Source organism: Isoptericola variabilis 225, assembly GCF_000215105.1.
Taxonomy (GTDB): Bacteria; Actinomycetota; Actinomycetes; order Actinomycetales; family Cellulomonadaceae; genus Isoptericola; species Isoptericola variabilis_A.
This window is the reverse complement of sequence record NC_015588.1, coordinates 2,897,163-2,921,005: the sequence shown is the minus strand read 5'-3', so window position 1 is coordinate 2,921,005 and position 23,843 is coordinate 2,897,163. Positions and strand designations below refer to the sequence as shown.

At 75.6% G+C, this 23,843-nt stretch carries 22 protein-coding genes and 1 pseudogene; 14 read left to right on the top strand and 9 right to left on the bottom strand.

Annotated elements, in window-relative coordinates; genetic code table 11:
• Positions 1-51 precede the first annotated feature (51 nt).
• Positions 52-657, top strand: coding sequence for a nitroreductase family protein (locus ISOVA_RS13465; protein WP_013839767.1), 606 nt, complete (start codon positions 52-54; stop codon positions 655-657).
• Between the two features lie 155 nt (positions 658-812).
• On the opposite strand, the pseudogene ISOVA_RS17340 reads toward ISOVA_RS13465, so the two are convergent.
• The 3 genes and pseudogenes from ISOVA_RS17340 to cofD form a co-directional block, all read right to left on the bottom strand.
• Positions 813-1,235 (bottom strand): annotated as a pseudogene (locus ISOVA_RS17340) (aminotransferase class I/II-fold pyridoxal phosphate-dependent enzyme); the annotation flags it as partial.
• Positions 1,236-1,415: 180 nt separating this feature from the next.
• On the bottom strand, positions 1,416-2,084 hold the full coding sequence (gene cofC, locus ISOVA_RS13450; RefSeq protein WP_013839766.1) for a 2-phospho-L-lactate guanylyltransferase: 669 nt from the start codon (positions 2,082-2,084) through the stop codon (positions 1,416-1,418).
• Positions 2,081-3,067 (bottom strand): 2-phospho-L-lactate transferase, encoded by a 987-nt coding sequence (cofD, locus tag ISOVA_RS13445; protein ID WP_013839765.1) that lies wholly within the window; start codon positions 3,065-3,067, stop codon positions 2,081-2,083. The genes cofC and cofD overlap by 4 nt, the downstream gene beginning before the upstream one ends.
• 32 nt (positions 3,068-3,099) lie before the next feature.
• Here cofD and ISOVA_RS13440 point away from each other — a divergent pair, with 32 nt between their 5' ends.
• Complete coding sequence (locus ISOVA_RS13440; RefSeq protein ID WP_013839764.1) at positions 3,100-3,420, top strand: MTH1187 family thiamine-binding protein; 321 nt, start codon at positions 3,100-3,102, stop codon at positions 3,418-3,420.
• A 4-nt stretch (positions 3,421-3,424) separates the two neighbouring features.
• On the opposite strand, the gene ISOVA_RS13435 is transcribed toward ISOVA_RS13440, so the two are convergent.
• Positions 3,425-4,024, bottom strand: a complete 600-nt coding sequence (locus ISOVA_RS13435; RefSeq protein ID WP_013839763.1) for a LysE family transporter — start codon at positions 4,022-4,024, stop codon at positions 3,425-3,427.
• A 179-nt stretch (positions 4,025-4,203) separates the two neighbouring features.
• Between ISOVA_RS13435 and ISOVA_RS15685 the strand changes: the two genes are divergently transcribed.
• The gene (locus tag ISOVA_RS15685) at positions 4,204-5,940 is read left to right on the top strand and encodes a restriction system modified-DNA reader domain-containing protein (protein ID WP_013839762.1); all 1,737 of its coding nucleotides are present in this window, start codon (positions 4,204-4,206) and stop codon (positions 5,938-5,940) included.
• A gap of 16 nt (positions 5,941-5,956) precedes the next feature.
• Here the strand turns inward: ISOVA_RS15685 and ISOVA_RS13420 are convergent, their stop codons facing one another.
• Positions 5,957-6,916 (bottom strand): zinc-binding dehydrogenase, encoded by a 960-nt coding sequence (locus ISOVA_RS13420; RefSeq protein ID WP_013839761.1) that lies wholly within the window; start codon positions 6,914-6,916, stop codon positions 5,957-5,959.
• A gap of 120 nt (positions 6,917-7,036) precedes the next feature.
• On the opposite strand from ISOVA_RS13420, the gene ISOVA_RS13415 reads away from it, so the two are divergent.
• A complete protein-coding gene (locus ISOVA_RS13415) occupies positions 7,037-7,882 on the top strand; it encodes a hypothetical protein (RefSeq protein WP_013839760.1) in 846 nt (281 codons plus the stop codon).
• A 12-nt stretch (positions 7,883-7,894) separates the two neighbouring features.
• On the opposite strand, the gene ISOVA_RS13410 is transcribed toward ISOVA_RS13415, so the two are convergent.
• The 3 genes from ISOVA_RS13410 to ISOVA_RS13400 form a co-directional block, all read right to left on the bottom strand.
• Positions 7,895-8,323, bottom strand: coding sequence for a VOC family protein (locus tag ISOVA_RS13410; RefSeq protein WP_013839759.1), 429 nt, complete (start codon positions 8,321-8,323; stop codon positions 7,895-7,897).
• A 223-nt stretch (positions 8,324-8,546) separates the two neighbouring features.
• The gene (metX, locus tag ISOVA_RS13405; protein ID WP_013839758.1) at positions 8,547-9,797 is read right to left on the bottom strand and encodes a homoserine O-acetyltransferase MetX; all 1,251 of its coding nucleotides are present in this window, start codon (positions 9,795-9,797) and stop codon (positions 8,547-8,549) included.
• Positions 9,794-11,173: a bifunctional o-acetylhomoserine/o-acetylserine sulfhydrylase gene (locus tag ISOVA_RS13400; protein ID WP_013839757.1), complete on the bottom strand. Its 1,380-nt coding sequence runs from the start codon at positions 11,171-11,173 to the stop codon at positions 9,794-9,796. Before ISOVA_RS13400 ends, metX begins: the two co-directional genes overlap by 4 nt.
• 388 nt (positions 11,174-11,561) lie before the next feature.
• Here ISOVA_RS13400 and ISOVA_RS13395 point away from each other — a divergent pair, with 388 nt between their 5' ends.
• On the top strand, positions 11,562-12,959 hold the full coding sequence (locus tag ISOVA_RS13395) for a C40 family peptidase (RefSeq protein ID WP_013839756.1): 1,398 nt from the start codon (positions 11,562-11,564) through the stop codon (positions 12,957-12,959).
• Positions 12,960-13,094: 135 nt separating this feature from the next.
• Here the strand turns inward: ISOVA_RS13395 and ISOVA_RS13390 are convergent, their stop codons facing one another.
• Entirely contained in the window at positions 13,095-13,589 is a 495-nt protein-coding gene (locus ISOVA_RS13390; RefSeq protein ID WP_013839755.1) for an inorganic diphosphatase, read from the bottom strand.
• A 163-nt stretch (positions 13,590-13,752) separates the two neighbouring features.
• Between ISOVA_RS13390 and dacB the strand changes: the two genes are divergently transcribed.
• From dacB to ISOVA_RS13345, 9 genes are all read left to right on the top strand, one after another.
• A complete protein-coding gene (gene dacB, locus ISOVA_RS13385; RefSeq protein WP_013839754.1) occupies positions 13,753-15,171 on the top strand; it encodes a D-alanyl-D-alanine carboxypeptidase/D-alanyl-D-alanine endopeptidase in 1,419 nt (472 codons plus the stop codon).
• A gap of 24 nt (positions 15,172-15,195) precedes the next feature.
• Positions 15,196-16,320: a zinc-dependent metalloprotease gene (locus ISOVA_RS13380; RefSeq protein WP_013839753.1), complete on the top strand. Its 1,125-nt coding sequence runs from the start codon at positions 15,196-15,198 to the stop codon at positions 16,318-16,320.
• Positions 16,321-16,353: 33 nt separating this feature from the next.
• Positions 16,354-17,454: a tRNA lysidine(34) synthetase TilS gene (tilS, locus tag ISOVA_RS13375; RefSeq protein WP_013839752.1), complete on the top strand. Its 1,101-nt coding sequence runs from the start codon at positions 16,354-16,356 to the stop codon at positions 17,452-17,454.
• A gap of 3 nt (positions 17,455-17,457) precedes the next feature.
• On the top strand, positions 17,458-18,009 hold the full coding sequence (hpt, locus tag ISOVA_RS13370) for a hypoxanthine phosphoribosyltransferase (RefSeq protein WP_013839751.1): 552 nt from the start codon (positions 17,458-17,460) through the stop codon (positions 18,007-18,009).
• Positions 18,010-18,129: 120 nt separating this feature from the next.
• Positions 18,130-20,160 (top strand): ATP-dependent zinc metalloprotease FtsH, encoded by a 2,031-nt coding sequence (gene ftsH, locus ISOVA_RS13365; protein WP_013839750.1) that lies wholly within the window; start codon positions 18,130-18,132, stop codon positions 20,158-20,160.
• A gap of 50 nt (positions 20,161-20,210) precedes the next feature.
• Positions 20,211-20,813, top strand: a complete 603-nt coding sequence (gene folE / locus ISOVA_RS13360) for a GTP cyclohydrolase I FolE (RefSeq protein WP_041295491.1) — start codon at positions 20,211-20,213, stop codon at positions 20,811-20,813.
• Positions 20,814-20,815: 2 nt separating this feature from the next.
• A complete protein-coding gene (gene folP, locus ISOVA_RS13355) occupies positions 20,816-21,760 on the top strand; it encodes a dihydropteroate synthase (RefSeq protein WP_013839748.1) in 945 nt (314 codons plus the stop codon).
• Positions 21,757-23,355, top strand: coding sequence for a 2-amino-4-hydroxy-6-hydroxymethyldihydropteridine diphosphokinase (gene folK, locus ISOVA_RS13350; protein WP_013839747.1), 1,599 nt, complete (start codon positions 21,757-21,759; stop codon positions 23,353-23,355). Before folP ends, folK begins: the two co-directional genes overlap by 4 nt.
• Entirely contained in the window at positions 23,355-23,834 is a 480-nt protein-coding gene (locus ISOVA_RS13345) for a DUF3180 domain-containing protein (RefSeq protein ID WP_013839746.1), read from the top strand. Before folK ends, ISOVA_RS13345 begins: the two co-directional genes overlap by 1 nt.
• The last annotated feature ends 9 nt before the right edge of the window (positions 23,835-23,843 follow it).

Below are 23,843 nucleotides of genomic sequence, written 5' to 3'. Positions count from 1 at the left end.
CTTCGGCGGATTCTGCGCTACTTCGGCGGCGTCACTGGGAGGATGCACGGCATGGAGTTCCAGGACGTCGTCCGCCACCGCCGCATGGTCCGCCGCTTCACGGAGGAGCCGGTCCCGGAGGAGGCGATCGACCGACTCCTGCGCAACGCGGTCCGTGCCCCGAGCGCAGGCTTCACGCAGGGCTGGTCGTTCCTCGTCCTCACGGAGCCGGAGGACCGCGAGCGCTTCTGGGCCGCCACGACCCCTGCCGGTCCGCAGCGCACCATGTCGACGTGGCTCGCCGGCATGCGCACGGCGCCGGTGCTGATCGTGGTGCTGTGCTCGAAGCAGGCCTACCTCGACCGGTACGCGGAGCCGGACAAGCCCTGGAAGGTCCGCGACGAGGCGCACTGGCCCGTGCCGTACTGGCACGTCGACGCGGGCATGGCGTCGCTGCTCGTCCTCCAGACCGCAGTCGACGAAGGGCTCGGCGCGTGCTTCTTCGGGATCGGGGCCGACGAGGTGCCCGCGTTCCGGGCCGAGTTCACCGTGCCGGACGAGTGGACGCACACCGGGGTGATCGCCGTCGGGCACGCCGCCGACGGAGGAGCGAAGGGCTCACCCGCCCGCCGCCGTCGGCGGCCGCTGGACGAGGTGGTCCACCGCGGCACCTGGTGAGGGGTCACCTCGCCGCGGCGTGCACCGCGTCGGCGAGCCGCGAGACGGCGTCGGCCAGTCGCGCGTCGGCAAGGTTGTACCACCAGCCCGTCCACGTCCCGCGCCCACGAGAGCACCGCCACCCGGCGCTCGGCGGCGAACGCCACGCCGGTCGGGAACTGGTGCGCGGGCGTGAGCAGCACCGCGCGGGCGCCGGTGCGCCGTGTCGCCACCACGAGTGCACGCACGTCCGCACCGCCGTCGTCCACGGGGTCCGGGACCACCTCGAGCCCGCAGGCCGTGGCCACGCCGCGCAGCACCGGCCACGACGGGTCCTCGACGAGCAGCCGTCGGTGGCCCGCCGCCGCGAGCGCCGTGGCCACCCGGGCCATGCCGTCGGTCGCGCCGCGCGTCACGACGACCGCCTCGTCGGCCGCGTCCACGGCCCGCGAGCGGCGCAGGTGCGCGGCGACGGCCGCACGCGCGAGCGGGTGACCGGCGTCGGGAACCGACCCGAGGTCGTCGTTGCGTGCGACGGCGAGCGCCTCCCGCGCCGCGCGCAGCCACGCGTCGCGCGGCGCGTGCCGCAGGTCGGGCATCTCCGGGTACGGGTGCTGGTGCAGGCGCGGGCCCGCGCCGTCGCGGCCGGTGCGCGAGAAGATGACGGACACGCCGGAGCCGTACGGGCGCCCCTCGAGGCCGTTGCCCGGCAGGTCGGACTGCTGGATCACCTGGATGGCCATGTCCGGTGAACCGGCCGCGTGCCAGGTTCTGATCGGTCAGGGCAGCCGGTGCCCGACGGCGGTGCGCACGCGGGCGCGCACGGCCGGCGGGAGCTCGGTCCAGTCGTCGATCGTGTCGAGGTCGGCAGCGGTGCCGGGCCGGTGCACGACGACGGCACGCAGGCCGAGGCGTCCGGCCTCGGCCACGTGCGCCGCGCGCGAGTCCGGGCCGAACCGGAACGTGAAGCTCGACCCCGGAGGGTGCAGGGGGACGAGCAACAGGTTCGTGCCCGACGCGTGCCGGTCGGTCGCGACCACGACGTCCGCGTCGGCGCGCAGCACGGCCTCGACGTCGTCCGGCGCGAGCGCGGGCAGGTCCGCGTGCACCACGAGCAGCCGCTCCGCGCCGAGGCCGGACGCGTGCTCGCGCCCCACGGCGACCGCCGCGTTCAGGCCCGGCCGCTGCGCCGGCTGCTCGACGACGGTCACCCGCCCGGCTGGTCCGAGCAGGCCCGCGAGCGTCTCGTGCACGAAGCCGAGGTCGGCCGTGACGACGACGATCCGCTCGACCGCGGGCATCGCGGCGAGCACCTCGACGACGTGCCGCGCGAGCGCGGCGACGAGCCGCCGTCGGGCAGGAGGGTCGAGCTCGCCCGCGAGCCGCGACTTGCCCGACACGCCGTCGCGCAGGGGCACGACCGCGACCGCACCGCCGCGCGCGCTCACGCGCCGGGCTGCCCGACGGCGGTCAGCAGCTCGCGCGCGAGGCGCTCGCGGCCGTCGGGGCCGCCCATGACGGTGTCGGTCACCAGGACCTCGAACCCGAGGTCGCGGACCGGGCCCGCCAGGTGGTCGTCGCGCTCGTCGATGCACATGACGTCGACCAGCCCCGCGTACAGGCGGGCCACCCCGAGCGCGGACACCTCGTGCCCGAGCGTCTCGAGGATCTGCGCGGCGGGACCCTTGATCGCCTGGCCGCCGACGATCGGGCTCACCGCGACCCTCCGCGCACCCGACGCACGCACCGCCTCGCGCACGCCGGGCACGGCCAGCACCGGCTCCACGGACAGGAACGGGTTCGACGGCGCCACGACGAGCAGGTCCGCGTCCGTCACCGCGTCGAGCACCCCGGGCGCCGGCCGTGCCTCCTCGACGCCGTCGAAGTGCAGCCCCAGCACCGCGTCCGCGTGGTGGCGCCGCACGAAGTACTCCTGGAACGCGACCCGCCCGGACGGGGTGTCGACGAGCGTGCGGACCCGGTAGTCCGTCACGGGCACGAGGCGGGCGCGCACGCCGAGCGCGGCGGCGAGCTGCTCGGTCACCGCGCTGAGCGGCACGCCCTCGCGCAGCCGGGCGGTCCGCACCACGTGGGTGGCGAGGTCCTTGTCGCCGAGCGTGAACCACGTGTCCTCGCCGAGGCGCGCGAGCTGCTCGAGCGTCGCGTACGACTCGTCCTGCAGGCCCCAGCCGCGCTCCTCGTCGTTGACCTCCGCGAGCGTGTACATCACGGTGTCGAGGTCGGGCGAGACGCTCAGGCCGTGCCGCTCGGTGTCGTCGCCCACGTTGACGACGACCGTCAGCGCGTGCGGGCCGTCGTCGACCGGGCCTCCGCCGTCGGGCAGGGCGCGCGCGAAGCCGTGCGCGAGGCGGGCGCCGCCGACGCCGCCGGCGAGGAGGGTGACGCGCGGAGAGATCTGGCTGGTGCTCACCCGACGAGCCTATGTCGGGCCATGATGGGCGCATGGCCGTCTTCGCGTTCTCCGTCGCCCCGCTCGGCACCGGGGAGTCCGTCGCGGACTCCGTGGCCGAGGCCGTCCGCATCGTGCGCGAGTCCGGGCTGCCCAACCGGACCACCGCGATGTTCACCGAGATCGAGGGGGAGTGGGACGAGGTGATGCCCGTGATCCGCCGCGCCACCGACGCCGTGGCCGCGGGCGGGCACCGCGTCTCGCTCGTGCTCAAGGCCGACATCCGCCCCGGCTACACCGGTCAGCTCGACGCCAAGATCGCTCGTGTGGAGGAGCGGCTCGCCGCCGACGAGCTCGACAACGGCCACTCCTGAGCCGCTAGGCCGGCAGCACGACGGCCGCGACCGCCAGCGCGGTCATGAGCGCGGCCGACACCAGCGCCGTGCCCAGCCGACCGCGCGGCCCGCGGAGCACGCGGCCGAGCGCCGTGCCCGCGCTCGCCAGCACGAGCTGCCACGCCGCGGACGCCGCGAAGGCGCCGAGCGCGAACACGAGCGCGACGACGACGCGAAACGCCGTGCCGCCGTCGGGCAGCCGGACGCCCGCGACCACGACGACGAAGAACAGCACGGTCGCCGGGTTCACGGCCGTCAGCGCCACGAGCTGGGCGTAGGTGCGCGCGGGGGAGGCGGGCCGGGCGGCGTCGAGGGCCGGGCGCCCGTCGAGGTGCGCGCGCCAGGTGCGCCATGCGCGCCACGCCGTCGCCGCGGCGATCCCGAGCAGCACGGCGGCCGCGGCCGCGCGCAGCACCCCCGCGACCGGCGCGACGACGGCGGCCACGGCGGCGCCGCCCGGCGCGGCCAGCAGGGCGTACACGCCGTCGACGGACGCGACGCCGAGCGCCCCGGCGGCGCCCACGCGCCACGGGTGCCGTGCGGCGAGCCCGACGAGGACGCCGGCGAGGAGCGCGGCGGTCATGCCTGCATCGTCGCACCGCGGGGCCACACAGGAAGAGGACTTTTCGGGACGTTCCGACGGGGCCGGCAAGCGGGCGCGCGTCGGCCTCCAGGCTTTTCGCCCGCTCCCAGGACCGGGCCGTAGGCTATGCCGGGTCGCGGCCGCAGGGGCCGCGGGCCGAAGCGGGGAGTTGTCTGCGCATGCCACTGTTCGAGGTCGACGCCAACCGGCCCCTCCTCGTCCAGTCGGGGCGGCCGGCGGCCGTCCCGGGGGTCGGGACCACCGCTCACCAGGTGGTCGACTCGCACATCGACGGGCTGCTCGGGGAGCAGATCTTCCCCGTGTCGCCGGGGTCCGGGCCCGACGAGCCGCACCTGCTCGCGCTCGACGCGACCGGCTCGCCCGTGGTCGTCGAGCTCGTGGGGGACCTCGACCGTGCGGCCCTGACCCGTGCGCTCGACCACGCCGGCGCCGCCGGCCGGCTCACGCGGGGCGAGCTCGCCGCGCGCTACCACGGCGGGCCGACCGCGTTCCAGCGCGACGTCGCCGCCTTCTACGACAGCGTGCCCGTGACGCGGTCCCAGCCCGGCCGCAGCGGGGCCCGGCTCATCATCATCTGCCAGGAGGCGAGCGAGGAGATCCTCAACGCGGTCGACTTCCTGCGCCAGCCGTCCATGCCGGTCGAGGTGCTCAAGCTCGGCGTCGTGCACTCGTCCGACGGCCGGCGCTTCGTCGACGTGTCGCCCCTCGTGATCCACCCGGCGTCCGACCCGGGCGCACCGCGCCTGTCGTCCCCGGGTCTCGCGCGACCGGTCGAGCCCGGGCGTCCCGCCGACGCGAACGGGGAGGTCCCGATCGCCCAGCGGTTCCGTCGCGCGGTACCGCGTCCGGCCGACGTGGAGCCGGAGGAGTTCGCCGAGAAGGTCGCCGTGGGTCTCGCGCTGACGGGCAAGATGCCGGTCGTCGCCCAGCCGCCCAAGGACGCGACCGGCGACACCGAGACGTCCGGTGGCCGGCGCCCGACGACGGCGCCCCGCACGCGCGCGACCCGCGCCGAGCGGCGTGCCGCCGGGACCGGCCTGCCGCTGCCCGGCGTCCCTGCGGACGTCCCCGACGAGTCCGCGGCGACGCCCGTCGCGCCCCCCGCCCCGCCGTCCGCCGACGACGCTCCGTCGCGCCCGCCGGCGGTGCTGCGGCGCTCGCGCACCGACCGGTTCGCCCGGCCCGTGACGCCCGAGCCCGCCGACGACGGACCTCGCCTCGGCGAGGTGTTCGCGAGCGTGACCGCGCCCGCGTTCGACGCTCCGCCTCCGCCCCCGCCCGCGCCGGCGCCCTGGGGGCCGGCCGAGCCGCAGGAGTCGCGCTGGGAGGGCTCGAGCTGGGAGCGCTCGGACTGGGACACCGGCACGGGGTCGCGCTGGAAGTCGACGTCGTGGGACGAGCCCTCCGCCGACACGCCCCTGCGCGTGCCGCCGCTCGAGGCGCCCACGTACACGCCGCCGCCGGACGAGCGCCCCGCGTACGACGCGCTCTCCCACGACCCGCTGGCCTACGACCGGCCCGCCGAGCCCGCGCCGTCGTACGACACCTCGGGGTCGTACGGGTCGTACGGGTCGTACGGGTCGTACGACACCGGCTACCCGACGTACCCGCACGTGCCCACCGACGACGAGGAGGACGAGGACCTCGTCGCCCTCGCGGGGCGGCTGGGACGGCCGACCGCGCTCGTGTGGTCGAGGCCGCGCCGTCGCCAGCACTTCGAGGGCACGCTGCACCCGGACGGGACGATCGAGCTCGCAGACGGGCGCCGCTACCGCAACCCCGACGCCGCGGCGAGCGCGGCCGCGGGCACGCCGACCTCCGACGGCTGGGGCGTGTGGCGCCTCGGGGCCGCGGGCCCGACGTTGCTCGAGGCGTACCGCCAGCACTTCGCCTGACGTCGCCCTGCCGAGGTCAGGGCAGGACGACGATCTTTCCCGTGTGCTCGCCCGCGGCCATCCGGGCGATGCCCTGGTCGACGTCCGCGAGCCGCACGCGCCTGTCGACGACCGGCCGTACGCCCGTGCGCGCGCAGAACCGCAGGAGCGCCGCCAGGTCCTCGCGCGTGCCCATCGTCACGCCCTGGACGCGGATCTCCTGAAAGAAGACGCGCCTGAGCTCGGCGGGCGGGGCGTCGCCGCTCGTCGCCCCGCACACGACGATCATGCCGCCCGGGCGCACCGACCGGACCGAGTGCCGCCACGTCGCCTCGCCGACCGACTCGACCACCGCGTCGACCCGGGCCGGCACGCGCGCCCCCGGCTCGACGGCGTGCGCCGCGCCCAGCGCGAGCGCCCGCTCCCGCTTGGCGCCGCTGCGCGACGTCGCCGTGACCTCGAGCCCCGCCGCGGCGCCGAGCACGATCGCGGCGGTCGCGACGCCGCCGCCCGCGCCCTGCACGAGCACGCGGTCGCCGGGACGCAGCCCCGCGGCGACGAACAGCATCCGGTAGGCCGTGAGCCACGCCGTCGGGAGGCACGCGGCCTCGGCGAAGGACAGCTCGGGCGGCTTGGGCAGGAGGTTGGCGGTGGGTACCGCGACCCGCTCGGCGAGCGTGCCCGGATACCGCTCGGAGAGCAGCGACCGCGGCTCGCGCGGGCCGACGCCGTGCCCGTCCGCCCCGATCACGGCGTGCACCACGACCTCCTCGCCGTCGGGCGTCACGCCCGCGGCGTCGGTCCCGAGGATCATCGGCAGCTGGTCCTCGCGCAGGCCGACGCCGCGCAGCGACCACAGGTCGTGCTGGTTGAGCGCGGCGGCCCGCACCTCGACGGTGGTCCAGTGCTCCCGGACCTCGGGTTCGGGCCGCTCGCCGACCTCGAGGCCGTCGAGCGGGGAGTCAGGGCTGAAGCGGACGACGCTGGCGGCGAGCATGGCCCCAACCTAGCGCCGAGGTAGCGCTGCACGCCGCGAGGTAGCGCTGCACGCCGCGAGGTAGCGCTGCACGCCGCGAGGTAGCGCTCCGCTCGGCGAGGTAGCGCTAGGTTGTGGCCCATGTCGACGACGCCGGCCCTCCCGTCCGACCCCGCCGCGATCGAGGAGGAGCTGGCTGCCGCGCACGCCGCCGCCGGCGAGCACCGACGCCAGGTGGCGCGCCGCGCCAACGCGGCGGCCGCCGTCGCGACGGCTCGTGAGCAGGTCGCCCGGGCGCGGCGGCGCCTCGCCGACGAGACTTCCGACGTCGCGCGCCTCGAGTCCCTCAGCCTCACCCGCGTGTGGGCGAGCCTCGTCGGCTCGCGCGACGAGCGACTCGGCCGGGAGCGCGCCGAGCAGGACGCGGCCGAGTACGCGGTGGCGTCCGAGGAGGCCCGGCTCGCGGCGGCCGAGCGGGAGGCGGCCGCCGTCGACGCCGCGCTCGAGGCGAAGGAGGCGTGGCTGCTGCGCTCGGGTCGTGGGGCAGCGGTCGTCGAGCTCGTGGACGTGGCGCGCCTGACCGGCGAGCTGCGTGCGGAACGGGCCGAGATCGCCGAGGCTCGCCAGGCGGCCGCGCAGGCGCTCGAGGCGCTCGACGCCGCCGCCGAGGAGCTGCGGGTCACCAACGGCTGGTCGACCTACGACACGTTCTTCGACGGAGGGATGATCGCCAGCATGGCCAAGCACGACCGGCTCGACCGCGCCGCCGACCGGCTCCGGCACGCCGACGCCGCGCTGACCCACCTGGGGGTCGAGCTCGGGGACCTCGGTGAGCGAGGAGTCGCAGGGGTGGGCATCGACGGTCTGACCCGGACGCTCGACGTCTGGTTCGACAACGTCTTCACGGATCTGTCGGTGCGCAGCCGGATCGCCGACGCGCGCGACCGGGTCGATGCCGCCCGCCGGCAGCGCGTGCTGCTGGGCTGATCGACGGCAGCGTCACTCCGCGCCCGGGTCGCCGACGTCGAACATCCAGCTCACGCCGTACTTGTCCGTGAGCTGCCCGAAGTAGTCGCCCCACGGCGCCTTCTCGAACGGCACGCTCACCGTGGCGTCGGAGGCCAGCCGCTCGTACGCGGTGGCGACGTACTCGTGGTCCTCGGCGCCGCCGGTGAGCGCGACCGTCACGCCCCGATTGGGTGCGACGTACTCCATGACCGACGGCGTGTCGGCGGCCATGAGGCACAGCCCGTGCGGCGTCTCGAGCTGGCCGTGCATCACGAGGTGCTGCTCCTCCGGGTCGTCGACCATGCCGGGGATGCTGCCGTAGGTGTCGATCTGCACCTCGCCGCCGAGGGCCGACCGGTAGTACTCGAGCGCGTCGCGCGCCTCGGTCCTGAAGCTGAGATAGGGGTTGAGCCTGGCCATCGCATGCCTCCTGACGGGTCCGCGGCTGCCGTCGTCGGCGACCACGGTCCACGCTAGGAGCAGGGTCCGACACGCGCGAGGCCGCGCTACCTCGTCGCGCGCAGCGCTACCTCGCGGGTGGAGCGCTACCTCGCGGGTGGAGCGCTACCTCGCGGGGTGGAGCGCTACCTCGCGGGGTGGAGCGCTACCTCGCGGGGTGGAGCGCTACCTCGCGGGTGGAGCGCTACCTCGCGGGGTCCTGCGCGACCTCGGCGAGGAACTCGCGGACGATGGGGCCGAGCTGGTCGAACTCGATGAGGAACCCGTCGTGCCCGAAGTCGGAGGTCACGATGCGCAGCGGCTCGGCCCCCGGGACCCACGTGGCGATCCGGCCCGACTGCTCGGGCGGGAACAGCCGGTCGCTGTCGACCGCGACGACGAGCGTGCGGGCCGTGATCTGCGACAGCGCCGCCTCGACGCCGCCACGGTCCCGCCCGAGGTCGTGCGTGAGCATCGACTCGGTGAGCACGAGGTAGGAGTTCGCGTCGAACCGGCGGGCGAGCTTGTCGCCGTGGTGGTCGAGGTACGACTGCACCGCGTAGCGCCCGTCGGTGAGCGGGTCCTCGCCGCCCTGCGGCAGGCGCCCGAACCGGGCGTCGAGCTCGCGCGCCGACCGGTACGTCGTGTGCGCGATCTGGCGCGCGATCGCGAGCCCGGCGTGCGGCCCGTCGCCGTCGGCGGCGTCGTAGTAGTCGCCGCCGCGCCAGCGCGGGTCCGAGCGGATCGCCCCGAGCTGCGGGTGCGCCCACGCGATCTGGTCGCCCGACGTCTGCGCCGTCGTCGCGATCGCCGCGAGGTTGCGGACCTCGATGCCGGCCTCGGGGCCGAGCAGGGCCCACTCGAGCACGCGGTGGCCGCCCATCGACGCGCCGACGACGAGCTCCCACCCCGTGATGCCGAGCTGGCGCGCGAGCTCGATCTCGACGGCGACCTGGTCGCGCGGCGTCACGCGCGGGAACCGCCCGCCCCAGGGGCGTCCGTCGGGCGCGGACGACGCCGGGCCGGTCGTGCCCTGGCAGCCACCGAGGACGTTGGGGACGACGACGTAGTAGTGGTCCGTGTCGATCGGCGCCCCCGGGCCCACCATGGGCTGCCACCAGCCGGGTGTGCGGTGCCCCGGGCCGGCAGGACCGGTGACGTGCGAGTCGCCCGTGAGCGCGTGCAGCACGAGCACGGCGTTCGAGCCGTCGGGCGCGAGCTCGCCGAACGTCTCGTACGCGACGCGCACGTCGGGCAGGAGCGCGCCCGAGTCGAGCTCGAACGTCCCGACGTCGGCGAAGCGGCGGTTGCCGACCGGGTCGCCCTCGCGCCACGCTCCCGACGCCGGGACCGGCGGGCGCACGCGGGCGCGCGCCGCCGGTCCGGCGGGGGTGGCCGACGTCGGCCCGGGGACGGTCACGGGTGGCCCGGTCGCCGCGGTCGTCGCCGACGTCACGCGGCGGCCCCGTCGCGCTCCTCGCCGGTCGCGCCCCGCAGCACCTCGTCCGCGGCGGCGAACCCGAGCTCGAGGTCCGCGAGGATGTCGTCCACGTGCTCGATGCCGACCGCGAGCCGGACGAGGCCCGGCGTCACGCCCGACAGCGCCTGCTCGGCCGGCGTGAGCTGCGAGTGCGTCGTCGAGGCCGGGTGGATGACGAGCGAGCGCACGTCGCCGATGTTGGCGACGTTCGAGTGGAGCCGGAGGGCCGAGACGAACGCCTGGCCGGCCGCGCGCGCGACCTCCGGGTCCGCGGCGTCGAGCTCGAACGCCAGCACGGCGCCCGCGCCCTTCGGCGCGTACTTGCGCGCGTTCTCGTACCAGGGCGACGACGGCAGCCCGGCGTAGTGCACGCGCACGACGTCGGAGCGCGCCTCGAGCCACTCGGCGACCTTCTGCGCGTTCTCGACGTGCCGCTCGACGCGCAGCGACAGGGTCTCGACGCCCTGGGCGATGAGGAACGCGTTGAACGGCGAGATCGCGGCGCCGAGGTCGCGCAGCAGCTGGACGCGGGCCTTGAGGATGAACGCGAGGTTCGCGCCGAGCGCCGAGCCGACGCCGAGGTCGCGCGCGAACACGAGCCCGTCGTAGGACGGGTCGGGCGTGTTGTAGTTCGGGAAGCGGTCAGGGTCGGCCGCGAAGTCGAAGGTGCCGCCGTCGACGATCACGCCGCCGATGGCCGCGCCGTGCCCGCCGAGGTACTTGGTCGCGGAGTGGACCACGATGTCGGCGCCCCACTCGAGCGGCCGCACGAGGTACGGGGTCGCGACGGTGTTGTCGACGACGAGCGGCACGCCGACCTCGTGCGCCACGCGGGCGACGCCCTCGATGTCGAGCACGTCGGACTTCGGGTTGGGGATCGACTCGCCGAAGAACAGCTTGGTGTTCGGCCGGGCCGCGGCGCGCCACGCGTCGAGGTCGTGCGGGTCGTCGACGAACGTCGTCGTGACGCCCAGCTTGGGCAGCGTGTGGTGCAGCAGGTTGTACGTGCCGCCGTAGAGGCTCGCGCTCGCGACGACGTGGTCGCCGGCCTCGGCGATGTTGAGGATCGCGATCGACTCGGCCGCCTGGCCGGACGCGAGCAGGAGCGCGCCGACGCCGCCCTCGAGCGCGGCGATGCGGTTCTCGACGACCTCCTGGGTCGGGTTGCCGATGCGGGTGTAGATCGGGCCGAGGTCCTTGAGGGCGAACCGGTCGGCCGCGACGCCGGCGTCGGGGAAGACGAACGAGGTGGTCTGGTAGATCGGCAGGGCGCGGGCGCCGGTGGCGGCGTCGGCGGTCTGGCCGGCGTGGATCTGACGGGTCTCGAACGACCACTGCTGCTCGGTGCTCATGGTTCCTCCTGGGCTGCTCTGGTGCTGACGGGGCGGGCCGCGGAGCGCCCGGGGAGGGCCTGCGCTTCACGAGGGAGGTCCGCGGCGGAGGGTCTGCGCACGCGGCGTGGGCGGTGTCGTCGTCGGCGAGCGACCGCAGGGCAGGCGAACGTGCGCGGTGGTCAGCGACACATTCGACGAGTCATGGCGACGACGGTAACGGCGTCCTCGGCATGCCGACAGTCGTGTCTTGCTATATGAGACCACTATTCGAGATGGTGGTGTCGCCGCTGGTCGCGGCCTTTCCTGTGGCACGACGACGGCACGCGGGCCACGCTGGGCGGGTGCCCGCGGGCGGGCACGAACCGGAGCGGGCCGTGGACGCACGGTCCGCGGGCAGGGGAGAGGCATGTCCCGCACGCACCGACACGGTCGTCGGCGCACGACGGCGGTGCTCGCCGTCGCGCTGCTCGCCGGCGCGAGCGGTGGCGCCGTCGCGTGGGCCGAGCCGCCGACCGAGGACGACGTCGCGGCCGCGCACGCCGCCGTCGACGCGGCGCAGCTCGACGCCGCGGGAGCAGAGGCGCGGCTCGACGCGATCCGCGCCGAGCTCGCCCGGGCGGAGGCCGCTGTCCAGACCGCGGCGGAGGACTACGCCGCGGCGCGGGAGGCCCTCGAGGAGGCCCGCGCGGCGGCCTCTGAGGCCCGCGCCGATGCCGCGCAGGCGAGCGCCGCGGAGGTCGAGGCGCGCTCGTGGCTCGCGGAGGCGTACCGGATCTCGTCCCGTGCGCAGGCGAGCCGCGGACCGCTGGCCGTGCTCGCGGGCGCCGCCGACGTCCGCGAGGCGGTGCAGGACGACGCCGCGCGCCGCGCCGTCGACCGCAAGGTTGCCGGGGCCATCGCGGTGCACGCGGACGCGCGGGCTGCCGCCGACGCGGCCGGCGCCCGGTGGGCCGCGGCGCAGGACGTCCTGGCCGACGCGAGCGCGGAGGCCGGCCGGACGTTCGCCGCGGCGCAGGGGCGAGCGGCCGAGCTCGACGTGCTCGTGGCGGCCGCCGAGCGCGAGCGCGAGGAGCTCGTCGTCCGGCTCGCCGAGCTGCGAGAGACGAGCATCGAGGTCGAGCGCGAGCGTCAGGCCGCACGCGAGGCCGCCGCCGAGGCGGAGCGGGAGCGTGCGGCGCGCGAGGAGCGCGGCGGCGAGGAGCAGAGCGGCGGCGAGCCCGGCGGCGAGGAGCAGACCGGGCCGGAGGACGAGGCACCCGCGCCGCGGCCGACTGCGACGGCCGCTCCGCCGTCGTCGGCCCCGAGCCCGACCCCGACCGCCGCGCCGGAGCCCACGCGCACGGCCGTGCCGAGCCCGACCCCCACCCCTGCTCCCAGCCCGACGGCGACGGCGAAGCCGACGCCGCCGCCGACCGGTGGCGTGAGCGTCGGCACGGCCACGCAGGGCAGGGCGGCGCTGGCGTGGGCGCGCTCGAAGATCGGTATCGCGTACCAGTGGGGCGGCGACGGCGACCCGGGCTACGACTGCTCGGGCCTGACGTCCGGCGCGTGGTCGAGCGCCGGCGTGTGGATCACGCGAACCGCACGGACGCAGTACCAGACGGTGGGCAAGATCGCGTACTCCCAGATGCGCCCCGGCGACCTCATCTTCTACGCCAACGACACGTCGGACCCGTCGACGATCCGGCACGTCGCGATCTACGCCGGCGGCGGGATGATTGTCGAGGCCGCGCGGCCCGGCACGCTCGTCCGTGAGGTGCCCGTCCGCTGGGGCGACACGATGCCCTACGCCGGCCGCCCCTGACCGCCGAGGTAGCGCCCGAGCCGGCGAAGTAGCGCCCGAGGCGGCGAAGTAGCGCCCGACCCGGCGAAGTAGCGCGTCGGCCGCGCTACGTCGCGGCGAGACGCGCTACCTCGCGGCGGAACGCGCTACGTCGCGTCAGTGGGTGTAGCCGGAGTCCTTGGCGCGCTGGAACGAGCGCTCGATCTCGGCCTCGGCCTCGGCGCGGCCGACCCAGTGGGCGCCCTCGACGGACTTGCCCGGCTCGAGGTCCTTGTAGACCTCGAAGAAGTGCTGGATCTCCAGGCGGTGGAAGTCGGAGACGTCGTCGATGTCCTGACGCCACGCGGCGCGCTGGTCACCGGTCGGCACGCACAGCACCTTGTCGTCGCCGCCGGCCTCGTCGCGCATGCGGAACATGCCCAGGGCGCGGCAGCGGATGAGGCAGCCGGGGAACGTCGGCTCCTCGAGCAGTACGAGCGCGTCGAGCGGGTCGCCGTCCTCGCCGAGGGTGCCCTCGATGAACCCGTAGTCGTCCGGGTACCGCGTCGAGGTGAAGAGCATGCGGTCGAGGCGGATGCGACCGGTCTCGTGGTCGACCTCGTACTTGTTCCGCTGGCCCTTCGGGATCTCGATCGTGACGTCGAACTCCACCGTTCCTCCAGTCTCGTGCGTGCGCGCCCCAAGTCTGCCACGGGGCCCCCTGCGGGACCGGGCGTGGTGGTCGGAGCGGGGGTCCGAATCGTGCCATGATTCGCACTGAGTACCGCACGGGGAACGGGACCTGTGACGAGGCTCACGGATTCGGAGGGGCCAGATGGGGTGGCGGCTGCGGGTCGGCGCCACCGTGACGACGGTCGTCGCGCTGTTCGGTGGCTACCTCGTGGCCGACGCGTACGACGTCGTGCCGGGCCTCCTCACGACGGCGCCCCCGCCGCCCCAGCCCGCCCCGTTCCCGTCCGCCCCGGGCGCCGTCCTGGGCCCCGCGGCGACGCCCGTGCTGTCCGACCTGCCGTCCGACGCGCCCGTGCCGACCACCGACGCGGTCGGCGAGCTCGTCACCGCGCTGGCCTCGGACGCCCGGCTCGGCGAACGTGTCGGCGTCCTCGTGCAGGACGCCCTCACGGGCGAGGTGCTGGGCTCCGCGGCGCCCGACCAGGAGATGGTGCCGGCGTCGACCCAGAAGGTCCTCACGGCGGTCGCCGCGCTCTCCTCGCCCGGCGGCGACGCGACGCTCGCGACGACGGCGGTGCTCGCGGGCGAGTCCCAGGTCGTGCTCGTCGGCGGCGGCGACATGATGCTCGCCGCCGACGCCGGCGACCCGGACGCGGTCAACGGCCACGCCGGCCTGGGCGACCTAGCGGCGCAGGTCGCCTCGCGCATCCTCGTCTCTGGCCGCACGAGCGTCACGCTCGGCCTGGACGACACGATCTTCACCGGCCCCGCGATCGCCCCGACGGTCCGGCCCGGCGACGCCGCCGCCGGGTACGTCGCGCCCGTCGCGGCGCTCGCGATCGACGTCGCGCGCCTCACCGACGACGAGTACGCGCGCCGTGCCGAGGACCCCGCGCTCGCGGCCGCGCAGGAGTTCGCCCGCCAGCTCGAGGCGCGCGGGCTCCAGGTCGAGGGGTCGGTCGAGCGCACGCGCGCGCCGTCGTCGGCGCAGCCCCTGGGCGAGGTCCGGTCCGCGCCGCTGTCGGCGATCGTGCAGGACATGCTCGAGCGGTCCGACAACACGCTCACCGAGGTGCTCGGCCGCCTCGTCGCGATCGACGCGGGCCTGCCCGGCTCGCTCGACGGCGCGGTGCAGGCCGTGACGGCGTCGGTCGAGCGCCTCGGCGTCGACCTCGAGGGCGCGGTCCTCGCGGACCTGTCGGGGCTGGGCGAGGGCTCGCGCATGACGGCCCGCCAGCTCGTCGACGCGCTCGCGCTCGCGGTCGACCCCGCGCACCCGACGCTGCGCGCGGCCGCGACGGGGCTGCCGCTCGCCGGGCTCACCGGCACCCTCGCCAACCGGTTCCCGGACGACAACCCGGGCCGCGGCGTCGTGACCGGCAAGACGGGGAGCCTGCCGAACATCACGAGCCTCGCGGGCACCATCGTCACCGCCGACGACCGGCTGCTCGTCTACGCGGTCCTCGCGGACGCGGTGCCCGACGGCGGCACGTGGGGTGCCAGGGTGATCTTCGACGACTTCCTGGGTCGCCTCGCGGCGTGCGGCTGCACCCCGGGCTGACCCCGAGGCGGCTACGGTGGAGCGGTGACGTCCACCGCCACGCCCGTGCCCGACGACGCCCCCGCCCCCGAGGCGGAGCCGCTCGTCGACTGGAGCGCGGCCGCCGAGGTTGCGGGGCGCCTCGCGCACCCCGGCCCGACCGCCGACCGCGCCGACCTCGCCGCGCTCGTCGACGGGCTGCGCACGGCCGCGGGCACCGCGGTCGACCACGTGCTCGCCGTGACCCGCATGGAGCCCGCCGCGGGCGGCGTCGCCGCGGACGGGACGCCGGACCTGGGCGACGTGCTCGTCGTCGACCGCCGCACGTGGACGCGCGCGAACGTCGGGTCGATGCGGTCCCTCACCGCGCCGATCGCCGAGGCCCTCGGGCCCGACGCGCCGACGGTCTCGAGCGCGGCCCGGCTCGGCGGCGCGGTCGAGGTCGGCACGGTGCTCGCGCTGCTGTCCACCAAGGTGCTGGGGCAGTTCGACCCCTACGGCGACGCGCGCGGCCGGCTGCTGCTCGTGGCCCCGAACGTGCTCGCGGCCGAGCGCTCGCTCGGCGTGCGGCCCGCCGACTTCCGGCTCTGGGTGTGCCTGCACGAGCAGACGCACGCCCTCCAGTTCGCGACCGCGCCGTGGCTCGCCGACCACCTGCGCGGCCGCCTCGGCGAGCTCCTGCAGGACGTGACCCGTTCGTCGATGGGCATGGCCCGGGCCCCGCTGCACGAGAAGCTCGCGTTCGTCGGTCGCGCGGTCGTGCGGGTGCTGCGCGGCGACGGCCGGTCGCCGCTCGACGGCGTGCTCGGCCCCGACCAGCGCCGCGAGCTCGAGGAGATCACCGCCGTCATGGCCCTGCTCGAGGGTCACGCCGACGTCATGATGGACGCGGTCGGCCCGCGCGTCGTGCGGTCGGTCGCCACCATCCGCGCGAAGTTCGAGAGGCGCCGCCAGGGCGAGGGCGCGCCGCCGCTCGACCTCTTCCTGCGCCGCCTGCTCGGCATGGACGCCAAGCTCGCCCAGTACCGCGACGGGGCACGCTTCGTGCGCGCGGTCGAGGAGCAGGTCGGTCGCGACGGCCTCAACGCCGTGTGGGCCGAGGCGGCGAACCTGCCCACGGCGCGCGAGATCGCGGACGCCCGCGCCTGGGTGCGCCGCGTCCACGGCTGAGGTGCGCGTGTGCGGCCTCGCGGGAGGGGACTGATGGCCCGCGTCGCCCCCGCGCTCGCGGCCACGCGCACCGCGGTCCGTGCCGAGCTCGCCGACCTGGGGCCGGGCGACCTCGTGCTCGTCGCGTGCTCCGGTGGTGCCGACAGCCTGGCCCTGGCGGCCGCGACGGCGCACGAGTCCCGCCGCGTGGGCCGCTCGGTGCGCTCGCGGGGGTACGCCGTGCGGGCGGGCGCGGTCGTCGTCGACCACGGCCTGCAGGCCGGGTCGGACGACGTCGCCGCGCAGGCCGCGGCGCGGTGCCGCGACCTCGGGCTCGACCCGGTCGTGGTCCGCCGCGTCGAGGTCGACGCCGGTGCCGCCGTCGGGCTCGAGGCGGCTGCCCGCGAGGCCCGGTACGCGGCGCTCGACGCCGTCGCGGACGCCACCGGTGCGGCCGCGGTGCTGCTGGGCCACACGCTCGACGACCAGGCCGAGTCCGTGCTGCTTGGCCTCGCGCGTGGCAGCGGCGCCCGCTCGCTCGCCGGGATGCCGCGCCGGCGCGGCCGGTACCGCCGCCCGTTCCTCGGCCTGCGCCGCGCGCAGACCGAGGCCGCGTGCACCGCGCTCGGGATCGGGTGGTGGACGGACCCGACCAACCTCGTGCCCGACGCCGGTCCCTCCGCGGGCGGCACCGTCCCGGCCGCACCGCTGCGGTCGCGGGTGCGGGCCGCCGTCGTGCCCGTGCTCGAGGACGTGCTCGGCCCGGGCACCGTCGAGGCGCTCGCGCGCACCGCGGACCTGCTGCGCGACGACGCCGACCTGCTCGACCGCCTTGCCGCCGACCTGCTCGGGCGCGCGCGGACCGTCGCCGGCGACGAGGTGGTGCTCGACGTCGCGACGCTCGCGGACGCGCCGGCCGCGCTGCGGCGCCGGGCACTGCGGGCGGCGGCGCTCGAGGCCGGGTGCCCGCCCGCGGCGACGACCGTCCGGCACGTCGACGCCCTCGACGCGCTCGTCGTCTCGTGGAGCGGTCAGGGCCCTGTCCACCTGCCGGGCGACGCACGAGCGCGGCGCGCGTGTGGCAGGCTTTTCCTGGCCCCGGCGCGAGCCGGCCGGGACCGCGTTCCTCCCGCCTCCGCGACCACCCAGGAGTGACCAGTGGACCAGTCGGACGTCGCCGGCGACCTCGCCAGCATCCTCCTCACCGAGGAGCAGCTCGGCAGCCAGCTCGACGAGATCGCCGCCCAGATCGACGCGGACTACGCGGGCAAGGACCTGCTGCTCGTCGGCGTCCTCAAGGGCGCCGTCATGGTCATGGCCGACCTGGCCCGCCGCCTGCACCACCCGGTCCAGATGGACTGGATGGCGGTGTCCTCCTACGGGTCGGGCACCAAGTCGTCGGGCGTCGTGCGGATCCTCAAGGACCTCGACAGCGACCTCACGGGGCGCAACGTGCTCATCGTCGAGGACATCATCGACTCGGGCCTGACGCTGTCGTGGCTCGTGTCGAACCTGCGCTCGCGCGGCCCGGCGTCGGTCGAGATCGCGACGATGCTGCGCAAGCCCGACGCCGCGAAGGTCGACGTCGACGTCAAGTACGTGGGCTTCGACATCCCGAACGAGTTCGTCGTCGGCTACGGGCTCGACTACGCGGAGAAGTACCGCAACCTGCCCTTCGTCGGCACGCTCGCGCCGCACGTCTACAGCTGACCGGACCGCGCCGCGTCGCGCCCTGGGCGAACACCCACGGAACTTTCAGGCCCAGCGTGTAGTTTTTAACGGCGAAGCACCGCCCGACGGAAGGGAAGCGGGGACCCGTCCCCGTCGCCGATGAACATCAAGAAGATCCTCAGTGGCCCGATCGTCTGGATCGTCGTGGGCCTGCTCCTCGTGACGCTCGCGTTCGGCGCGTTCAACACGGAGCGCATCTCCCGCATCGAGACGCACCAGGGCATCGAGCTGCTCCAGGGCGACACGGTCGACCACGCGCTCATCGTCGACGGGCAGCAGCGCGTCGAGCTCGAGCTGTCCGAGCCGTACGTCACGGACGAAGGCACGACCGACGAGGTCGACCACGGAACGCGCGTGGAGTTCTTCTACGTCGAGCCGCAGGGCGACGCGGTCGCCGACGCCGTCGCGGCGGCGGACCTGACCGACGGTTACGACTCCGAGGTCCCGCAGCCGAGCTTCTGGGCCTCGATGCTGTCGTTCATCATCCCGTTCCTCATCATCGGCCTAATCTTCTGGTTCATCCTGTCGCGCATGCAGGGCGGCGGGAGCCGGGTCATGGGCTTCGGCAAGTCCCGCGCCAAGCTCATCAGCAAGAAGGACATGCCGCAGGTGACGTTCGCCGACGTCGCGGGCGTCGACGAGGCGGTCGAGGAGCTCTACGAGATCAAGGAGTTCCTCGCGGAGCCGGCCAAGTTCCAGGCCGTGGGCGCGAGGATCCCCAAGGGCGTGCTGCTGTACGGCCCGCCCGGCACGGGCAAGACGCTGCTCGCGCGCGCCGTCGCGGGCGAGGCGGGAGTGCCGTTCTACTCGATCTCCGGCTCGGACTTCGTCGAGATGTTCGTCGGCGTCGGCGCGTCGCGCGTGCGCGACCTGTTCGAGCAGGCCAAGCAGAACGCGCCCGCGATCATCTTCGTCGACGAGATCGACGCCGTCGGGCGCCACCGCGGCGCAGGCTTGGGCGGCGGCCACGACGAGCGCGAGCAGACGCTCAACCAGATGCTCGTCGAGATGGACGGCTTCGACGTCAAGACGAACGTCATCGTCATCGCCGCGACCAACCGCCCCGACATCCTCGACCCGGCGCTGCTGCGCCCCGGCCGCTTCGACCGGCAGGTCGCCGTCGAGGCCCCGGACCTCAAGGGCCGCGAGGCGATCCTCCAGGTGCACGCCAAGGGCAAGCCGATGGTCCCCGAGGTGGACCTCAAGGCCGTCGCGCGCCGCACTCCCGGCTTCACCGGTGCCGACCTGGCGAACGTGCTCAACGAGGCGGCGCTGCTCACCGCGCGCAGCGGCGCCCAGCTCATCGACGACCGCGCGCTCGACGAGGCGATCGACCGCGTCGTCGCCGGCCCGCAGAAGCGCACACGCGTCATGCAGGTCAAGGAGCAGAAGATCACGGCGTACCACGAGGGCGGCCACGCGCTCGTCGCGGCCGCGATGCGCTACACCGACCCGGTGACGAAGGTGACGATCCTGCCGCGCGGGCGCGCGCTCGGGTACACGATGGTCATGCCGACCGAGGACAAGTACTCCACCACGCGCAACGAGCTGCTCGACCAGCTCGCGTACGCGATGGGCGGCCGCGTCGCCGAGGAGATCGTCTTCCACGACCCGACGACGGGCGCGAGCAACGACATCGAGAAGGCCACGACCATCGCCCGCAAGATGGTCATGGAGTACGGCATGAGCGAGAAGGTCGGGGCGATCAAGCTCGGCACCGGCTCGGGCGAGCCGTTCCTCGGCAAGGACTACGGCCACCAGCGGGACTACTCGGAGGCCGTCGCCGGCATGGTCGACCACGAGATCCGCAAGCTCGTCGAGGCCGCGCACGACGAGGCGTGGGAGGTGCTCACGCAGTACCGCGACGTGCTCGACGAGCTCGTGCTGCGCCTCCTCGAGAAGGAGACGCTCAACCAGGCGGAGCTCGCCGAGGTCTTCGCCCCGGTCGAGAAGCGCCCCCCGCGCGACGTGTGGCTCAGCAGCGAGCAGCGCACCGTCCACACCCGCGGCCCGGTCATGACCGACCGCGAGCGCGCCGCGAGCAACGGGCACGCCGTCATCCCGCAGGACGAGGCCGCCAAGGCGTCCGACGAGCTCCCGCCGGAGCGCATCGGGGAGGTCCCCGAGTGACGCGCCACGCGGCCGAGGTCGACGACGAGCGCGACCTGCCGCTGACCGCCGTGTCGGTCGGCGTCCGGCCCGCGTCCGAGGTCCCGCCGTACGACGCGGCGCGCGCGGAGGCCGCCGTGCGCGAGCTGCTGCTCGCGATCGGCGAGGACCCGGACCGCGAGGGCCTGCGCGACACCCCGGCACGGGTGGCCCGCGCGTACCGCGAGATCTTCGCGGGCCTGCGCCAGGAGCCGGAGGACGTCCTGACCACGACGTTCGACATCGGCCACGAGGAGATGGTCCTCGTCAAGGACATCGAGGTGTACTCGACCTGCGAGCACCACCTCGTGCCGTTCCACGGCGTCGCGCACGTCGGCTACATCCCGAACACGGACGGTCGCATCACGGGCCTGTCGAAGCTCGCGCGGCTCGTCGAGGTCTACGCGCGCCGGCCCCAGGTGCAGGAGCGCCTCACGACCCAGGTCGCCGACGCGCTCGTGCGGATCCTCGAGCCGCGCGGCGTCATCGTCGTCGTCGAGTGCGAGCACCTGTGCATGTCGATGCGCGGCGTGCGCAAGCCCGGGTCGCGGACCGTCACCTCGGCCGTCCGCGGCATCATGCAGGACGCCCCCGCGACCCGCTCCGAGGCGATGAGCCTCATCCTCGGGAAGTAGGCGTGCACCCCAGGGACGCGGCGGTCGCGGGCCTGCCCGAGCTGTCGGGCACGGGGCGCTGCCTCGTCATGGGGGTCGTCAACATCACGCCCGACTCGTTCTCCGACGGCGGGGAGTGGTTCGAGCCCGACGCCGGCGTCCAGCACGGGCTCGACCTGCTCGCCGAGGGCGCGGACGTCCTCGACGTCGGCGGCGAGTCGACCCGCCCGGGGTCGGCGCGCGTGAGCCAGGACGAGGAGCTGCGCCGGGTGCTGCCCGTCATCGAGCGGCTCGCGGGCCACGGGGCGGTCGTCTCGGTCGACACGACGCGCGCGGCGGTCGCCGAGCGCGCGGTCGCCGCCGGGGCGCGCATCGTCAACGACGTCTCGGGCGGCCTCGCCGACCCGGACATGGCGGGCGTCGTGGCCGAGACCGGCGTCGCGTACGTCGCGATGCACTGGCGCGGGCACGCCGACGTCATGGACGACCTCGAGGTGTACGACGACGTCGTGACCGACGTGCGCGACGAGCTCGCCGAGCGGCTGGCCGCGCTGCACGACGCCGGGGTGCGGCCCGAGCAGGTCGTCGTCGACCCCGGCCTCGGGTTCTCCAAGGCGGGCGCGCTCAACTGGCCGCTGCTCGCGCACCTCGACGCCCTGCACTCGCTCGGGCGGCCGGTGCTCGTGGGTGCGTCGCGCAAGCGGTTCCTGGGCCACCTGCTCGCCGGGGTGCGCGGCGACCCCGAGGGGGAGCCGGTCCCGCCGCTCGGGCGCGACGACGCGACCGCGGCGGTCTCGGCGCTCGCCGCGGCGTCGGGCGCCTGGTGCGTGCGCGTGCACGCCGCACGGGCCAGCGTCGACGCCGTCCGGGTCGCGGCCGCGTGGACCGCGGCACGGGAAGACGGTTCACCGACCCCGGGTCCGCCGGGTACGGTGACCCGGACCGCCGACCAGGGAGGGACCTCGTGACGTTCTCCGGTGCCGTACCGGGACCCGACGGCCAGCCGCTCGACCAGATCCGCCTCACGGGCGTGACCGCCACGGGCCACCACGGCGTGCTCGCCCACGAGCGCGCCGAGGGACAGGTGTTCCGCGCCGACGTCGTGCTGCACCTCGACACGCGCGCCGCCGCGCGGGGCGACGACCTCGCCGCGACCGTGAGCTACGCCGACGTCGCCGAGGACGTCCACGACGTCCTCGCCGGCCGCCCCGCCGACCTCGTCGAGACGGTCGCGGAGCGCATCGCCGCGGCCGCGCTCGCGTACCCCGCGGTGCACGCCGTCGACGTGCGCGTCCACAAGCCGCAGGCGCCCATCGCGGTGCCGTTCGACGACGTCGAGGTCGCGATCCGGCGCGACCGCGTCCGCACGCCCGTGGTCCCCGCGGAGGCGCCCGCGGGGGAGCCGGAGCAGGCCGCGCAGGTCGAGCCCGAGGCGCCGACCGCGCCCGAGCAGGCCGAGGCCGACAGCCACGAGCCGGCGGCCGAGCGGGCCCCCGTCACCGCGGTGCCGGCGCCGCCCGCCCCGCCCGCGCCGCCGGTGACCGGCGTCCCGGCGTTCGACCCGGAGCCGCTCGGCGTCGTGCCGGCGCCCCCGGAGGAGCCCGAGCCGGTGCGCGACCCGCTCGACGTGGCGCCGGACGAGCCCGTGGAGGTCGTCATCGCGCTCGGCGCGAACCTCGGCGAGGCGCAGGCGACGCTCCGCCAGGCCGTGACCGACATCGACCGCATCGCGGGCCTGCAGGTCATGGAGGTCTCGCCCCTCGCCCGCACCGCCGCGGTCGGCGGCCCCGAGCAGCCGGACTTCCTCAACGCCGTCCTGCTGGCCCGCACCACGCTCTCGCCGCGCGAGGTGCTGCACGCGTGCCAGCGTGTCGAGGAGCAGCACGGCCGGGTCCGCGAGGAGCGGTGGGGCCCGCGCACGCTCGACGTCGACATCGTGCAGTACGGCACGCTCGTCGCGACGGCCGACGACCTCGAGCTGCCGCACCCGCGCGCCCGCGAGCGCGCGTTCGTGCTCGTGCCGTGGGCCGAGGTCGCGCCCGACGCGGTGCTCCACGGGCTCGGCGGCGGGCCGGTCGCCCAGCTCGCGGCGACCGCGCCGGACCGCTCCGGGATCCGCTGGCTCGCGCTCGACTGGCTCGCCGACCCGCAGGACACCGTGGCGCCGGCGCCGCCCGCGCCGCCCGCGCCGGGCACGGGCCCCGTCCCGTCGTCCGCGCCGCTGCCCGAGCGCCCGACGTCCGGCGCCCACGCGGTCCCCCCTCAGACCGTGCCCCCGCAGCAGCCGGTCCCGCCCCAGGCGGTGCCTCCGCAGCAGGCCCTGCCCCCGCAGGCGGCCGTGCCTCCGCAGCAGGCGCCCGCGCAGCCGGTGCACGAGCCGATCCCGCCGGCGCCGGACTCGCCGTTCGCGCCCCGCCCCGAGCAGTACGCGCCGGCGACCGACAGGGCGTACGCCGCGCCGTCGGACACCGCGCCGTCGGACACCGCGTACCTGCCGCCGACGGACCGGGCGTTCGCACCGCCGTCGTACCACCCGCCGCACGCCGACGATCGCGACCGCTGATGCGCCGCACCTCGGTCCGCATGCTCGCGCTCGTCCTCACCGCGGTCGCGGCCGTCGGCGCGGTGGTGCTGCGCATGCTCGAGAGCTACGGCGTCTACCTGCCCGAGGTCGCGTGGGTCGAGTACGTCGCGATCCTCGGGCTCGCGGGCGGCATCTTCTGGGCGGGCTGGACCGTCCGCCAGTACCAGAAGGGCGTGCGGCCCGACCTCGACCCGCTGCGCGCCGCGCGGACGTTCGTGCTGGCGAAGGCCGCCGCCCTCACGGGCGCGCTGCTCGCGGGACGCTACCTCGCCGAGGTGGTCGTCCACGTGGGCCAGCTCGAGATCGAGTCGCGGCGCGAGCACGCGCTCGCGGCGGGCGTCGCGGTCGTCTGCTCGGTCGTCCTGGCCGTCGTCGGGCTGGTCGTCGAGAAGTTCTGCGAGCTGCCGCCGTCGGACGACGCGCAGGCGGAGGAGAGCCCGGACCCGCTGCCGTCCTGACCCGGGATG